Annotated in this window: 15 protein-coding genes; 2 read left to right on the top strand and 13 right to left on the bottom strand. The window is 59.4% G+C overall.

Annotated features, from left to right (window positions below; genetic code table 11):
* Positions 1 to 39: 39 nt before the first annotated feature.
* The 4 genes from garD to kdgD form a co-directional block, all read right to left on the bottom strand.
* Positions 40 to 1,593, bottom strand: a complete 1,554-nt coding sequence (gene garD / locus ACW9I6_RS13305) for a galactarate dehydratase (protein ID WP_008437248.1) — start codon at positions 1,591 to 1,593, stop codon at positions 40 to 42.
* Between the two features lie 13 nt (positions 1,594 to 1,606).
* Positions 1,607 to 2,971 carry an MFS transporter gene (locus ACW9I6_RS13300; protein WP_102369911.1) on the bottom strand — a complete coding sequence of 455 codons (1,365 nt, stop codon included), beginning with the start codon at positions 2,969 to 2,971 and terminating at the stop codon, positions 1,607 to 1,609.
* Between the two features lie 87 nt (positions 2,972 to 3,058).
* Entirely contained in the window at positions 3,059 to 4,504 is a 1,446-nt protein-coding gene (locus ACW9I6_RS13295; protein ID WP_003216060.1) for an aldehyde dehydrogenase family protein, read from the bottom strand.
* Positions 4,505 to 4,558: 54 nt separating this feature from the next.
* Positions 4,559 to 5,470, bottom strand: coding sequence for a 5-dehydro-4-deoxyglucarate dehydratase (gene kdgD / locus ACW9I6_RS13290; protein WP_003216058.1), 912 nt, complete (start codon positions 5,468 to 5,470; stop codon positions 4,559 to 4,561).
* A 224-nt stretch (positions 5,471 to 5,694) separates the two neighbouring features.
* Between kdgD and ACW9I6_RS13285 the strand changes: the two genes are divergently transcribed.
* On the top strand, positions 5,695 to 6,849 hold the full coding sequence (locus ACW9I6_RS13285) for a hypothetical protein (protein ID WP_003216055.1): 1,155 nt from the start codon (positions 5,695 to 5,697) through the stop codon (positions 6,847 to 6,849).
* A 201-nt stretch (positions 6,850 to 7,050) separates the two neighbouring features.
* On the opposite strand, the gene ACW9I6_RS13280 is transcribed toward ACW9I6_RS13285, so the two are convergent.
* The 8 genes from ACW9I6_RS13280 to rplM all read right to left on the bottom strand — a co-directional run bounded on the left by ACW9I6_RS13280 (position 7,051) and on the right by rplM (position 12,859).
* Positions 7,051 to 7,800, bottom strand: coding sequence for a FadR/GntR family transcriptional regulator (locus ACW9I6_RS13280; RefSeq protein ID WP_008437251.1), 750 nt, complete (start codon positions 7,798 to 7,800; stop codon positions 7,051 to 7,053).
* 170 nt (positions 7,801 to 7,970) lie between these two features.
* Positions 7,971 to 8,390 (bottom strand): ClpXP protease specificity-enhancing factor, encoded by a 420-nt coding sequence (locus tag ACW9I6_RS13275; RefSeq protein ID WP_008437252.1) that lies wholly within the window; start codon positions 8,388 to 8,390, stop codon positions 7,971 to 7,973.
* Positions 8,391 to 8,407: 17 nt separating this feature from the next.
* On the bottom strand, positions 8,408 to 9,025 hold the full coding sequence (locus ACW9I6_RS13270) for a glutathione S-transferase N-terminal domain-containing protein (RefSeq protein WP_003216049.1): 618 nt from the start codon (positions 9,023 to 9,025) through the stop codon (positions 8,408 to 8,410).
* A gap of 145 nt (positions 9,026 to 9,170) precedes the next feature.
* Positions 9,171 to 9,950, bottom strand: coding sequence for a cytochrome c1 (locus ACW9I6_RS13265; protein ID WP_003216044.1), 780 nt, complete (start codon positions 9,948 to 9,950; stop codon positions 9,171 to 9,173).
* Positions 9,950 to 11,161, bottom strand: coding sequence for a cytochrome b (locus ACW9I6_RS13260; protein ID WP_003216042.1), 1,212 nt, complete (start codon positions 11,159 to 11,161; stop codon positions 9,950 to 9,952). The genes ACW9I6_RS13265 and ACW9I6_RS13260 overlap by 1 nt, the downstream gene beginning before the upstream one ends.
* Positions 11,161 to 11,757: a ubiquinol-cytochrome c reductase iron-sulfur subunit gene (petA, locus tag ACW9I6_RS13255; protein WP_003216040.1), complete on the bottom strand. Its 597-nt coding sequence runs from the start codon at positions 11,755 to 11,757 to the stop codon at positions 11,161 to 11,163. The genes ACW9I6_RS13260 and petA overlap by 1 nt, the downstream gene beginning before the upstream one ends.
* Before the next feature lie 266 nt (positions 11,758 to 12,023).
* Entirely contained in the window at positions 12,024 to 12,416 is a 393-nt protein-coding gene (gene rpsI, locus ACW9I6_RS13250; RefSeq protein WP_003216038.1) for a 30S ribosomal protein S9, read from the bottom strand.
* Positions 12,417 to 12,430: 14 nt separating this feature from the next.
* The gene (gene rplM, locus ACW9I6_RS13245) at positions 12,431 to 12,859 is read right to left on the bottom strand and encodes a 50S ribosomal protein L13 (protein WP_003216032.1); all 429 of its coding nucleotides are present in this window, start codon (positions 12,857 to 12,859) and stop codon (positions 12,431 to 12,433) included.
* Between the two features lie 248 nt (positions 12,860 to 13,107).
* Between rplM and ACW9I6_RS13240 the strand changes: the two genes are divergently transcribed.
* Positions 13,108 to 14,148, top strand: coding sequence for an NADP(H)-dependent aldo-keto reductase (locus ACW9I6_RS13240; protein WP_214499411.1), 1,041 nt, complete (start codon positions 13,108 to 13,110; stop codon positions 14,146 to 14,148).
* A gap of 45 nt (positions 14,149 to 14,193) precedes the next feature.
* On the opposite strand, the gene ACW9I6_RS13235 is transcribed toward ACW9I6_RS13240, so the two are convergent.
* On the bottom strand, positions 14,194 to 14,282 hold an 89-nt coding region (locus ACW9I6_RS13235), incomplete at its 5' end, for a hypothetical protein (protein ID WP_457339420.1).

Raw genomic sequence — 14,282 nt, 5'->3', positions numbered from 1 at the left:
TGTGGGAGCGGGCTTGCTCGCGAAGCAGGCGACTCGGTCTTAAGTAATCGGCGCGGGATTGAACAACGTAATGTCGTTATGCAGCTTGTGCTGCTCCGCCCATGTCTGCTTCTTGCCGCTGGCCACATCCAGGTAGAAGTGGAACAACTCCCAACCCAGCTCCTCAATCGTCGCCCGGCCGGTGGCGATCCGCCCGGCGTCGATATCAATCAGGTCCGGCCAACGCTGCGCCAGCTCGGTGCGCGTCGAAACCTTCACCACCGGCGCCATCGCCAGCCCATAGGGCGTGCCACGCCCGGTGGTGAACACATGCAAATTCATCCCCGCCGCCAACTGCAACGTGCCGCACACAAAATCACTCGCCGGCGTGGCGCAAAAGATCAGGCCCTTGCGATTGAACCGCTCGCCCGGGCCGAGCACGCCATTGATCGCACTGCTGCCCGACTTGACGATCGACCCCAGCGACTTCTCGACAATATTCGACAACCCACCCTTCTTGTTCCCCGGCGTAGTGTTGGCGCTGCGATCCGCCTCGCCCTTGGCCAGGTAGCGGTCGTACCAGTCCATTTCCCGCACCAGTTCCCGGGCCACGTCCTGGTTCTCGGCACGGGAAGTCAGCAGGTAGATCGCATCGCGCACTTCGGTCACTTCGGAAAACATCACCGTCGCGCCCGCCCGCAGCAGCAAATCCGAGGCATAACCCAGCGCCGGGTTCGCGGTAATCCCCGAGAACGCATCACTGCCGCCGCACTGCATGCCGAGGATCAACTCCGACGCCGGTACGGTTTCCCGCCGGCGCAGGTCGAGTTTCTTCAGGCGGGTTTCGGCCAGTTCCATGATCTGTTCGATCATTTCGGTAAAGCCGTGGCTGGAGTCCTGCAACCGATACAGCCATGGCTCACTCAGGTCTACCGAGCTGTCGTTTTCATGCATCACCTGCCCGGCCTGCAACTTCTCGCAACCCAGGCTGATCACCAGGGCTTCACCGCCCAGGTTCGGATTGCGCGCCAGGTTACGCACGGTGCGGATCGGGATGTAGGCGTCGGTGGCCGTGATCGCCACGCCGCAGCCGTAGCTGTGGGTCAGCGCCACCACGTCATCGACGTTCGGGTACTTGGGCAGCAACTCGTCCTTGATGCGCTTCACCGCATGGTCCAGCACGCCCGTGACGCACTGCACCGTGGTGGTAATCCCGAGGATATTGCGTGTGCCCACGGTGCCGTCGGCATTGCGATAACCCTCGAAGGTAAAACCCTCCAGGGGCGCTTGGGCGTCGGGCACTTCGGTGGACAGCGGCAAGCTGTCCAGCGGCGGCGCCGTGGGCATGCGCAGTTGATCTTCCTGCACCCAACTGCCTCGCGGAATCGGGCGCAGGGCATAACCGATGGTCTGGCCGTAGCGAATGATGCGGCCGCCTTCGGGGATGTCTTCCAGCGTCACCTTGTGGCTTTGGGGAATGAAATCCACCGTCACCAGGCCGTCGGGAAACTCGGTCCCCGCCGGTACGCCCTGGTCGTTGACCACAATCACCACGTTATCCAGCGCGTGCAAACGGATGGAGCGTGGCGAATCGGCATGTTCAATCAACTGCATGACGCGGGCCCCTTCAGGAATGCGCTTGGGAAAGTTTAGTCAGCTCGGGGCCGTTGGCCGGCGGCTCTTTAAGCACCACACGTTTGATCGGGCCAACGATTACCAGGTAGCTGAACACCGCCAGCAACGCGTTGGCACCGACGAACACCAGCGCCCACTTGAAGGAGCCAGTGGTGCTGATGATGTAGCCGATCACGATCGGGGTGCTGATGGACGCCAGGTTGCCGAACATGTTGAACAAACCGCCACTCAAGCCAGCGATTTGTTTCGGCGAGGTGTCGGACACCACCGCCCAGCCCAGTGCGCCAACGCCTTTACCGAAGAAGGCCAGGGCCATGAAGCCCACCACCATCCATTCGATGTCGACGTAGTTGCACGCGACGATGCTACTGGAAATCAGCAAGCCACCAATGATCGGCGCCTTGCGGGCGAAGGTCAGCGAATGGCCCTTGCGCAGCAGGTAGTCGGAAATCACTCCGCCCAACACGCCGCCGATAAAGCCGCAGATCGCCGGCAAGGACGCGATGAAGCCGGCCTTGAGAATCGTCATGCCGCGTTCTTGAACCAGGTACACCGGGAACCACGTCAGGAAGAAATAGGTGATGCCATTGATGCAGTACTGGCCCAGGTACACGCCGAGCATCATGCGGTTGGTCAGCAACTGACGGATGTAATCCCACTTCGGGCCGTCGGTTTTCTTGCCTCTGCCCTTGTCCTGGTCCATGTCGACCATGGCCCCGTTGGCAGCGATGTGCTGGAACTCGGCCTCGTTGATCATCGGGTGCTGGCGCGGGCTGTGGATAACTTTCAGCCAGATCAGCGAGAATACGATACCGATGCCGCCCATCACCACGAACACGTGCTGCCAGCCGAAGGTGTAGACGATCCAACCCATCAGCGGTGCGAACAACACAGTCGCGAAGTACTGCGCCGAGTTGAAGATCGCCGAGGCGGTGCCGCGTTCAGCCGTAGGAAACCATGCCGCCACGATGCGCGCATTTCCGGGGAAGGATGGCGCTTCAGCCAGGCCCACCAGGAAGCGCAACATGAACAGCGCAACGATGGCCGTGGAAACACCGAACTCACCGACATAGCCTTGCAGCACGGTGAACAGTGACCAGGTGAAGATACTCAGGGCGTAGACTTTTTTCGAACCGAAGCGGTCCAGCAGCCAGCCGCCGGGAATTTGCCCGGCCACGTAGGCCCAACCGAATGCGGAGAAGATATAGCCAAGGGTGACCGCGTCGATGCCGAGGTCTTTTTGCAGGCTGGAGCCGGCAATGGCGATGGTGGCCCGGTCGGCGTAGTTGATCGTGGTCACCAGGAACAGCATGAGCAGGATCAAATAACGGACATGGGTCGGCTTGGTCGCTTGCATGAAGATGTACTCCCACTAATTATTTTTTTTGCGGGTAATCAAATTGTAAGCCTGTGGCGGGCACGGACCCGCCACAGGGTGCAGCCGTTACGAACCGATGTAGCTGGTTTTCACCACGGTGTAGAACTCTTGCGCATAGCGACCCTGCTCACGCGAACCGTAGGATGAACCCTTACGGCCGCCGAATGGAACGTGGTAATCCACACCGGCCGTCGGCAGATTGACCATCACCATCCCGGCCTGGGAATGACGCTTGAAGTGGTTGGCGTATTTCAGCGAGGTGGTGGCGATACCGGCCGAGAGGCCGAACTCGGTGTCGTTGGCCATCGCCAGCGCCGCCTCGTAATCCGCCACGCGCACCACGTTGGCCACCGGCCCGAAGATCTCTTCACGGCTGATGCGCATCGCGGCTTCGCTGTCGGCAAACAGCGTCGGCGCGAGGAAGTAGCCTTCGGTGTCGCAGGTCACCAGCTCACCGCCGCTGACCAGCCGGGCGCCTTCGCTCTGGCCGATGTCGATGTACTTCAAGTCCTGGTCCAGTTGGGCCTGGGAAACCACCGGGCCGATGTCGGTGCCGGTTTTCAGGGCGTGGCCGACCTTGATCGACTTCATCCGCTCGGCCATGGCCGCGACGAACTGGTCGTGAATCCCGGCGGTGACGATAAAGCGGCTGGACGCGGTGCAACGTTGGCCGGTGGAGTAAAACGCGCTCTGCACCGACAGCTCGACGGCTTGCTTGAGGTCGGCGTCGTCGAGAATGATCTGCGGGTTCTTGCCGCCCATTTCCAACTGCACCTTGGCCTGGCGCGACACGCAGCTGACGGCGATCTGACGACCCACGCCCACCGAGCCGGTGAAGCTGATGCCGTCGACTTTCGGGCTGTTGACCATGGCATCGCCGACCACACGGCCGCTGCCCATCACCAGGTTGAACACACCGGCAGGGAAGCCGGCGCGGGAGATGATTTCGGCCAGGGCCCAGGCGCAGCCCGGTACCAGTTCAGCCGGTTTGAGCACCACGCAGTTGCCGTAGGCCAGGGCCGGGGCGATCTTCCAGGCCGGGATGGCAATCGGGAAGTTCCACGGCGTGATCAGGCCAACCACGCCCAACGCCTCACGGGTCACTTCAACGTTGACGCCCGGACGCACCGACGGCAGGTAGTCGCCGGACAGGCGCAGGCATTCACCGGCGAAGAATTTGAAGATGTTACCGGCGCGGGTCACTTCGCCGATGGCTTCCGGCAGGGTCTTGCCCTCTTCCCGGGCCAGCAGGGTGCCGAGTTCTTCGCGACGGGCGAGGATTTCGGTGCCGACTTTATCCAGCGAATCATGACGCGCCTGGATCCCGGAAGTGGACCACGCCGGAAAAGCAGCGCGCGCAGCGTCGATGGCCGCGTGGACCTGGGCGAGGTCAGCCTTGGCGTATTCGCCAATGACATCAGACAACTCCGACGGATTGATGTTGGCCGAGTAGTCGGCGCCGGCAACCCACTGGCCACCGATGTAGTTTTCAAAACGCTTGGCTTGGGACACGAATTCTCTCCTGACGCAAAAAGCCGCTGATTACTCAGCGGCCTTGGTGATGGGTTATTGCGCGCCTTGCTTGTCGATCAACGCGGCCAGGGCTTCGTATTCTTCCGGCAGCAGATCGGTCAGCGGGGTACGCACGGGGCCTGCGTCGTAGCCGACGATTTTCGCCCCGGCCTTGACGATGCTCACCGCGTAACCGGCCTTGCGGTTACGGATGTCGAGGTACGGCAGGAAGAAGTCGTCGATGATCTTGCCGACGGTGGCGTGATCTTCCCGGGCAATGGCGTGGTAGAAATCCATCGCGGTTTTTGGAATGAAGTTGAACACCGCCGAGGAGTACACCGGCACGCCCAGGGCCTTGTAGGCAGCGGCGTAAACCTCTGCAGTCGGCAAGCCGCCCAGGTAGCTGAAACGGTCACCGAGGCGACGACGGATCGACACCATCAATTCAATGTCACCCAGGCCGTCCTTGTAACCGATCAGGTTCGGGCAGCGCTCGGCCAGGCGTTCCAGCAGCGGCGCGGTCAGGCGGCAGACGTTGCGGTTGTAGACCACTACACCGATCTTGACCGACTTGCACACCGCTTCAACGTGGGCGGCAACCCCGTCCTGGCTGGCTTCGGTCAGGTAGTGCGGCAGCAGCAGCAAGCCTTTGGCGCCAAGACGCTCGGCTTCCTGGGCGTACTCGATGGCCTGGCGGGTGGCACCGCCGACACCGGCAAGAATCGGCACGCTGGTGGCGCAGGTATCAACGGCGGTTTTCACCACTTGCGAATATTCGCTGGCCGCCAGGGAGAAAAACTCACCGGTGCCGCCAGCGGCGAACAAGGCGGTAGCGCCATAAGGGGCCAGCCATTCCAGACGCTTGATGTAGCCCGCCTGGTGGAAATCACCCTGGGCATTGAAATCGGTCACCGGGAAAGACAGCAGACCGTGAGAGAGGATGGACTTCAGTTCTTGTGGATTCATTATTCGAACACCCTGGGCGAAGACTTTCTGTTGTGAGATTACGGATGGTTATCTTGATGTCGTACGTCATCGTACAACTATAAAAATATTCGTCAACTGCAATTCATCGCCGCCCTTCTCGATTGCTGCTTTCTTGACGTAGGAAGTTTTTCCTCTATGCTCTGAATAACTGTATATACGTACAGTTATTACGGAAGATTCCTACGACATAGCAAGGAGCTAACATGTCAGATCTTGAACTCGCCACACCTGTGAAAACCCCGCCAACCCTGCGTTTTGAAGGCGGCGAACACACCGCCATCGGCGACGACACCCTGTTGCGTTTCGTCAAGGACGCCCCGCCGATTCCCGCCCGGCAGGTCGAATTGCACCTGCCCAATGGCCTGGCGCTGAGCTACGGCCAGATCATCGCCCTGGGCGGTGATTTCTATGGCATCCCCGGGCGCCCCATCAACGAAGGTACATCGCCCGCTGATCGTGTGCAGCGCTTTACCGATGCGTTCAACTCGCTGGCGGTATTGCCAGCATCACGGGAAGAAGCGGGCAAGATCCTCGCGGTGATGCAAAAGGAGATCAATGCGGTCAACCAGGCGATCAAGGATGGCAAGCAACCCCATGAAGCCTATGACGCGCTGGGTGACACCTTGTCCGAGGAATGGAACCGCATCACCGGCGGCGGCAGTGCCGTCTCGGCGCTGATTCCACTGGGGCGCTACCTGAAACTGGCGGCAGACAATGCCGACCACTTTGGCGAATGGGCTTTGGCGGCCTATCTGGCGGGGCATACGGCAGCCTTGCAACAAGCCGTCGTGGCGCATCAGACCGGCACCGACCAGGCGCTGGAACTGGCCTATGCCATGAACAGCTTTGCTGATCACTTTTTGACCGATCTATTTTCCGCCGGGCACCTGCGGGTACCGCGCAAGCAACTGGCGGCAGTGGTGACACCGGGCGAACTGGGATCGCTGATCAGCCGCTTCATGCACGATGAAGACAGCAAGTTCGGGCTCAATGTGCGCAACGCCCTGGGCGAGCAGTGGCATGCCTACGGTGATAAACGCTATTTCGACAGCAACGATGCGGCCAACCGCGCCATGGTCAAACGCGCCGTGCAGGCCTCGGCCGATGAGATCTTCGAAACGTTTATCAGCGGCATGGCGCCCTCCCCGGCCAACTTCAAGGCACCGCTGTATGTGCCGGACCTGAACGCCGCGCAGAACCCGGCGAACAACTTCTCACCGCTGTTCAAGGCTGAAGGCGACAAGGTGCTGCGACGCAAGGACGTCAACAACCTGAACGACAAGCAGTGGACCAATGACTGGTGGGGTTGGAGCACGTATCTGCTGCTCAAGGACTACAAGCCGAATCAGCCGGCCTGAAAGACGTGAGTTAAGCCTCGCGCATTAACCTGTGGCGAGGGAGCTTGCTCCCGTTGGGCTGCGAAGCAGCCCCAGCAAGAACACGGGGTTCTTTCAGACAGAACTCGGGGCAATGGATTTGGGGCCGCTGCGCGGCCCAACGGGAGCAAGCTCCCTCGCCACAATGAGCTTTCAAGCCACACGCTTACGTCCAGCCTGGAATCAACCGCGCTGCGCTTCCGCCTCTTCATGGGCATGGCGCAGCCGCTCACGGCTGTTGGTCAGGTGCAACCGCATGGCCGCCCGCGCCGCATCCGAATCCTGGCGCGCGATCGCCTCATAGATCTCTTCGTGTTCGCGGCTCAGGCGGCTCATGTAGTGCTGCTGGTCATCATGGGCCAGGCGTGCCGAGTTCAGCCGCGTGCGCGGAATGATGCTGGTGCCCAGGTGGGTCATGATGTCGGTGAAGTAGCGGTTGCCGGTGGACAGGGCAATCTGCAGGTGGAACTGGAAGTCCGACGCCACCGCATCACCGGCGTGGGCCGCACTTTCGTTCAGCGCATCGAGGGCAGCACGCATGCCGGCCAATTGCTCGTCGCTACGGCGCTGGGCAGCAAGCCCGGCAGACTCCACTTCCAGGCTGATCCGCAGTTCAAGGATGGCCAGCACATCACGCAGGGTGACAACAGTGGCCGGATCAATCCGGAAACCGCTGGGGCTTGGCGTATCCAGCACAAAGGTACCGATGCCATGGCGGGTTTCTACCTGCCCGGCGGCCTGCAATCGCGAGATGGCTTCACGCACCACGGTGCGGCTGACCCCATGGGCATCCATGATCGCCGACTCGGTGGGCAGTTTGTCGCCACGTTTGAGTTGGCCGTCGCGGATCTGCTCGGACAACACCGTGACCAATTCCTGGGCAAGGCTGCGGCGCTTGCGGGGAAGACGAGGGGCGGCGCTGGAGTTTTCCATGATGAATCATCTATCTCGGCGATCTGAAGCACGCATGATAGCCCATGGCGGTTGTACGATCACCGTCCTGTCATGACTTTCATCTATAACCGCCGGGGTTTTCGCCAGGCAAAAAAATGCCCCGGCATCACCGAGGCATTTTCAACGCTGGCCCGAGGGCCCGCGCCTTGTTACTTCACCACTTTCAGACTCGGCCGACCGCTTGGACGCGGTGGCTCGAAATCCGGCGGCGGCACATCATCTTCGCCTTCGAGCTCGATCGCTTCGTCATCCTCAAGGGAAGACTCCAGATCAAACACCATGCCCTGGCCATTTTCCCGGGCGTAGATCCCGAGGATGGCACCGATGGGCACGAACAGCGTATGCGGCACACCGCCGAAACGCCCTTCAAAGCTGACCGCTTCATTGTCCATGTGCAGGTGTCGCACGGCACTGGGTGAAACGTTCAGGACGATTTGTCCGTCACTGGCAAAACCTTGCGGTACCTGAACCGCGGGAAACTCGGAATTGACCAGCATGTGCGGGGTGCAATCGTTGTCCACTATCCACTCATAGAGCGCGCGGACCAGGTAAGGTCGACTGGAGTTCATCAACGGCTCCTTAAGCCTTAGCGCATATCGCGTTCGACACCAGACAGACTCGCCTGGAAAGCCTCACGCGCAAACTGGCGCTCCATGTAGTCAAGCAGCGGCTTGGCAGGCCGCGGCAGTTCTATGCCCAAAATCGGCAAGCGCCAGAGTATGGGTAATAGGCAGCAATCCACCAGACTTTGTTCCTCGCTGAGGAAAAAAGGTTTGTCGGCAAACAACGGCGAAACACCGGTCAGGCTCTCGCGCAATTCCTTGCGCGCCTGAACCCGGGCCGCTTCCTTGCTGCGTGAATCCAGAATCAGGTCCACCAGGCCACACCAGTCACGCTGGATCCGATGGATCAGCAGGCGGCTGTTGGCACGCGCCACCGGATACACCGGCAGCAACGGTGGATGGGGATAACGCTCATCCAGGTATTCCATCACCACGGTTGACTCCCACAACGCCAGGTCACGATCGACCAGGGTGGGCAAGCTGCCGTAAGGGTTCACTTCGATCAGTTTCGGCGGGTGACGTCCCACCTCCACACTGATGATCTCTGCGCTGACACCCTTCTCTGCGAGCACGATGCGTACTCGGTGGGAATAGTGGTCGGCGGGGTCGGAGTAACAGGCCAACCGATTGGTCACGCCCATGGCGGTCCTCCTCGCTTGTTGAAATTATCGGAAGCTCAAAAACGAGCGCGCCCAGTGAGCATCTCCGTGACGCCTGGATAAACCAGACTTACCTTCAGAGATGCCGCTGGGCGCGCAAGATTAACAGCAATTACTTACGGTTGGATCAATGCACATCCTTCCAGTATTCGCGTTTCAGCAGATAGGCGAACACGAAGAAGAAGGCCAGGTACAGCAACACATAGGTACCAATGCGCTGATGCTGCAGCTTCACTGGGTTGGCCGAGTAGGCCAGGAAGGTCACCAGATTCTTGACCTTCTCGTCGAACTGCTCTTCGTTCAGCGTGCCGGTCTTCGGCACTATGGTCAGCTGATCGCACGCTTCATGAGTCAGAGGCGTACCGGTGAGCGGATCATACTGCTTCTTGCCGTCTTCGACGATTTGTACTTGCTTGCATCCTACCACTTGGCGACCTTGCAGGCCGACCAGAACGTTAGGCATACCGACGTTCGGGAACACTTTGTTGTTCACGCCGTAGGGACGCGTCGGGTCTTCATAGAAGGATTTCAGGTAGCCATAGAGCCAATCGGTGCCACGCACACGGGCCACCAGGGTCAGGTCGGGCGGTGCAGCCCCGAACCAGGTCTTGGCGTCGGCCGGTTGCATGCCGATGGTCATGTGGTCGCCGATCTTCGCCCCGGTGAACACCGAGTGGCTCAGCATCACGTCATGGGGAATGCCCAGGTCGTCGGCCACTCGCTCGTAACGCTGGAACTTGGCGCTGTGGCAGCCCATGCAGTAGTTGGTGAACGTACGCAGCCCGTCCTGCATTGCGGCTTTGTCCGACACGTCGATGTCGACTTTTTCCAGCTCTGGGCCGTGTTCAGCGGCGAAAGACAGCAGCGGCAGGGCCGCAAGAATGAATGCAACGAATAATTTTTTCATCAGCCAGTCACCCTTTCCGGTACCGGTTTGGTCTTCTCGAGCCGGGTATAGAACGGCATCAGAATGAAGTAGGCGAAGTACAGGAAGGTGCAGACCTGCGACAGCAACGTACGCTCCGGGGTCGGCGCCAGTACGCCCAGTACACCCAGGATCACGAACGCAATGCAGAACACCCACAGCCAGATCTTGCTCAGCCAGCCCTTGTAGCGCATGGACTTGACCGGGCTACGGTCGAGCCACGGCAGCACGAACAGCACTGCAATCGCTGCGCCCATGGCGATAACGCCCATGAGTTTGTCGGGAATCGCCCGCAAGATCGCGTAGAACGGAGTGAAGTACCAGACCGGGGCAATGTGTTCCGGGGTCTTGAAGGCGTTCGCCTGTTCGAAGTTCGGTTTCTCGAGGAAATAACCGCCCATCTCCGGGAAAAAGAACACGATCGAGCAGAAGATGAACAGGAACACCACCACACCGACGATATCTTTCACGGTGTAGTACGGGTGGAACGGAATGCCGTCCAGTGGTACGCCGTTTTCGTCCTTGTGCTTCTTGATATCCACGCCGTCGGGGTTGTTCGAACCCACTTCGTGCAACGCCAGGATGTGCAGCACTACCAGACCCAGGATCACAATCGGCAAGGCCACCACGTGCAAGGCGAAGAAGCGGTTCAGGGTGATCCCGGAGATCAGGTAGTCACCGCGAATCCACTGGGTCAGGTCGTTGCCGATGACCGGGATCGCACCGAACAGCGAGATGATCACCTGGGCGCCCCAATAGGACATCTGGCCCCACGGCAGCAGGTAGCCCATGAAGGCCTCGGCCATCAGCGCCAGGTAGATCAGCATGCCGAACACCCACACCAGCTCGCGGGGCTTCTGGTACGAGCCGTAGAGCAGGCCACGGAACATGTGCATGTAGACGACGATGAAGAACGCCGAGGCGCCGGTGGAGTGCAGCAGACGCAGGATCGAGCCGTACTCGACGTCGCGCATGATGTATTCGACAGAGGCGAAGGCTTCTTCGGCCGACGGCGTGTAGCTCATCGTCAGCCAGACACCGGTAACGATCTGATTGACCAGTACCAGAAGTGCCAGGGAGCCAAAGAAATAGAAGAAGTTGAAGTTCTTCGGTGCGTAGTACTTGCTGAGGTGGTCTTCCCACATCTTGGTCGCGGGGAAGCGCGCATCCACCCAATCCATGAACTTGCTCATCAGGCTTTCTCCCCCTCGTCGACGCCAATGACAATGACACTGTCAGTCTCGTAGTGATGTGGCGGAACTGGCAGGTTCAGTGGTGCAGGTTGTGACTTGTAGACGCGGCCAGCGAGGTCGTAGTGAGAACCGTGGCACGGGCAGAAATAGCCCCCGACCCAGTCCTTGCCCAGGTCCGCGGGCGCCACTTCCGGGCGGAAGGTGGGAGAGCAACCCAAGTGGGTGCAGATACCGATCAGCAGCAGAATTTCCGGCTTGATCGAGCGAATTTCCTTATCGACGTAAGCGGGTTGGTCGGAATTCTTCGAGTCGGGGTCGGACAGCTGGCCCTCGATCTTCTTCAGATTTCCCAGGATTTCCTCGGTACGACGAACGATGAACACTGGCTGACCGCGCCATTCAGCAATCATTTGCTGGCCTGGATCGATCTTGCTGACATTCACCTTCACCGGTGCACCTGCGGCTTTCGCCTTGGCACTGGGAAACCATGACCCCACGAACGGGACCGCAGCCCCCACCGCTCCTGCAGCACCCACCACGGATGTGGCTGCTACCAAGAAGCGACGCCGGCCTGCATTCACGCCGTCATTGCTCATTCAGTCCTCTCCCATCAGCTTTGTGGCCTGTTAAATCAGGCGTCTACTAAGTGTTAAATCTGAACTTATAAAAATTTTGCCGAATGGTAATGAAAAGCCCCACGTCTGACAAGGTAATTACCCCCGGCACTGGCTCCAAGCCTTTGAGTATAGGGGCTCTACGGATGTGGCAAGTTGTCACACAGATTTTTTTACATAAATAGCAGGCAATAAAAAACGCCCAGCTCCGTGAGGAGGCTGGGCGTTTTCTGGAACGTAAAAGCGAATTAACGCTTCGAGTACTGCGGACGCTTACGCGCTTTACGCAGACCAACTTTCTTACGTTCAACTTCACGAGCATCGCGAGTCACGAAGCCAGCTTTGCGCAGAGCGCCACGCAGGGTTTCGTCGTACTGCATCAGAGCGCGAGTGATACCGTGGCGGATTGCGCCAGCTTGACCACTTACACCGCCACCGATAACGGTGACGTAGATGTCGAACTTTTCAACGGTCTCGGTCAATTCCAGCGGCTGACGAACTACCATGCGGGCAGTTTCGCGACCGAAGAAATTTTCCAGAGTGCGGTTGTTGATCGAGATGTTACCAGTACCCGGACGCAGGAAAACGCGAGCGGTAGCGGTTTTGCGACGGCCAGTGCCGTAATTTTGAGTCGCCGACATAATGAACTATTCCGTTAAAACTTCAGTTCTTGGGGCTGCTGAGCAGCATGAGGGTGAGCAGCGCCCGCATAGACTTTCAGCTTGCGATACATGTCGCGACCCAGTGGGCCCTTCGGCAGCATACCTTTGACCGCGATTTCAATCGGGGCTTCAGGCTTTTTGGAGATCAGGCCTTCGAAGTTCGAAGACTTGATACCGCCTGGGAAACCGGAGTGACGGTAGTACATTTTGTCTTGAGCTTTGTTGCCGGTAACACGTACCTGCTCGGCGTTGATGATGACAATGTAGTCACCGGTATCAACGTGAGGGGTGTACTCAGGCTTGTGCTTGCCACGCAGACGGCTGGCGACTTCAGTGGCCAGACGACCCAGGGTCTGACCAGCGGCGTCGACGACAAACCAGTCGCGCTGAACTGTTTCTGGTTTTGCAGTAAAAGTTGTCATTCTTTAATAGCCTCAGGGGCCGCCCTGTAAATTAGACGGCGGATCTTACTGAATAGTGCGTACTTTGACAAGTCAAAGGCAGCCGGATACAGACGCTATCGGGGGCTCGGGTCGGCGCGTCCGTTCAACGGCAAGATTCTTCGGCAGGCGGCGCATCACTTCCACTGCAGAAAGAGGTGGGCAATTATGCAGATTGCCAAAAAAATTTCAACCTGCTTTTATGATTGTTTTCCCCGAAGGAGTACCCGATGGACTATCGACAGCTGGGCCGAACCGATCTGAACGTGAGCGCGATAGCCTTGGGCACCATGACCTGGGGCGAGCAGAACAGCGAGGCAGAGGCCTTCGCACAGATCGAACGGGCCAAGGCCGCGGGGATCAACTTCCTCGACACCGCGGAAATGTACCCGGTGCCGCCCAAGGCCGACACCTACGCCACCACCGAGCGCTATATCGGTAATTACTTCAAAAGCCGCGGCGACCGTGCCGACTGGATCCTCGCCAGCAAGATCGCCGGCCCCGGCAACACCATCGACTACATCCGCGATGGCAGCCTCAAGCACAACCGCAAGCACATCGCCGAAGCCCTGGACGCGAGCCTCAAGCGCCTGCAAACCGACTGGATCGACCTCTACCAGCTGCACTGGCCCGAGCGCAGCACCAACTTTTTCGGCCAACTGGGCTACAAGCACAAGGCCGAAGAAGACCTGACGCCGCTGGAGGAAACCCTCGAAGCCCTGGATGAGCAGGTCAAGGCCGGCAAGATCCGCCACATCGGCCTGTCCAACGAAACCCCGTGGGGCACCATGAAGTTCCTGGCCCTGGCCGAAGCCCGTGGCTGGACCCGCGCGGTGTCGATCCAGAACCCCTACAACCTGCTCAACCGCAGCTTTGAAGTGGGCCTGGCGGAAATCGCCATCCGTGAACAGTGCGGTTTGCTGGCGTATTCACCGCTGGCGTTCGGCATGCTCAGCGGCAAGTACGAAGGTGGCGCACGCCCGGCCAAGGGCCGCCTGAGCCTCTATAGCCGCTTCAGCCGCTACTTCAATGCGCAATCGGAAGCTGCATGCAGCCGTTACGTGGCACTGGCCCGTGAGCACGGCCTGGACCCAGCGCAGATGGCATTGGCGTTTGTGACCCAACAACCGTTCGTGACCAGCAACATCATTGGCGCCACGACCCTGGAGCAGCTGGACAGCAACATCGCCAGCGCTGATTTGAAACTGTCGGATGAGGTGCTGGCAGGGATTGAGGCGATTCAGAAGGATCATCCGAATCCTGCGCCTTGATTGATCTCTAGACCGCCTTCGCGAGCAAGCCCGCTCCCACATTAGTTATTTGATCATCGGGAGATTGAGGCCCTGCTCTTTGGCGCAATCAATCGCGATCTGGTAGCCCGCATCCGCATGACGCATCACGCCGG

Source organism: Pseudomonas sp. SDO5522_S412, assembly GCF_054071215.1.
This window is presented reverse-complemented; position numbering and strand designations above follow the sequence as displayed.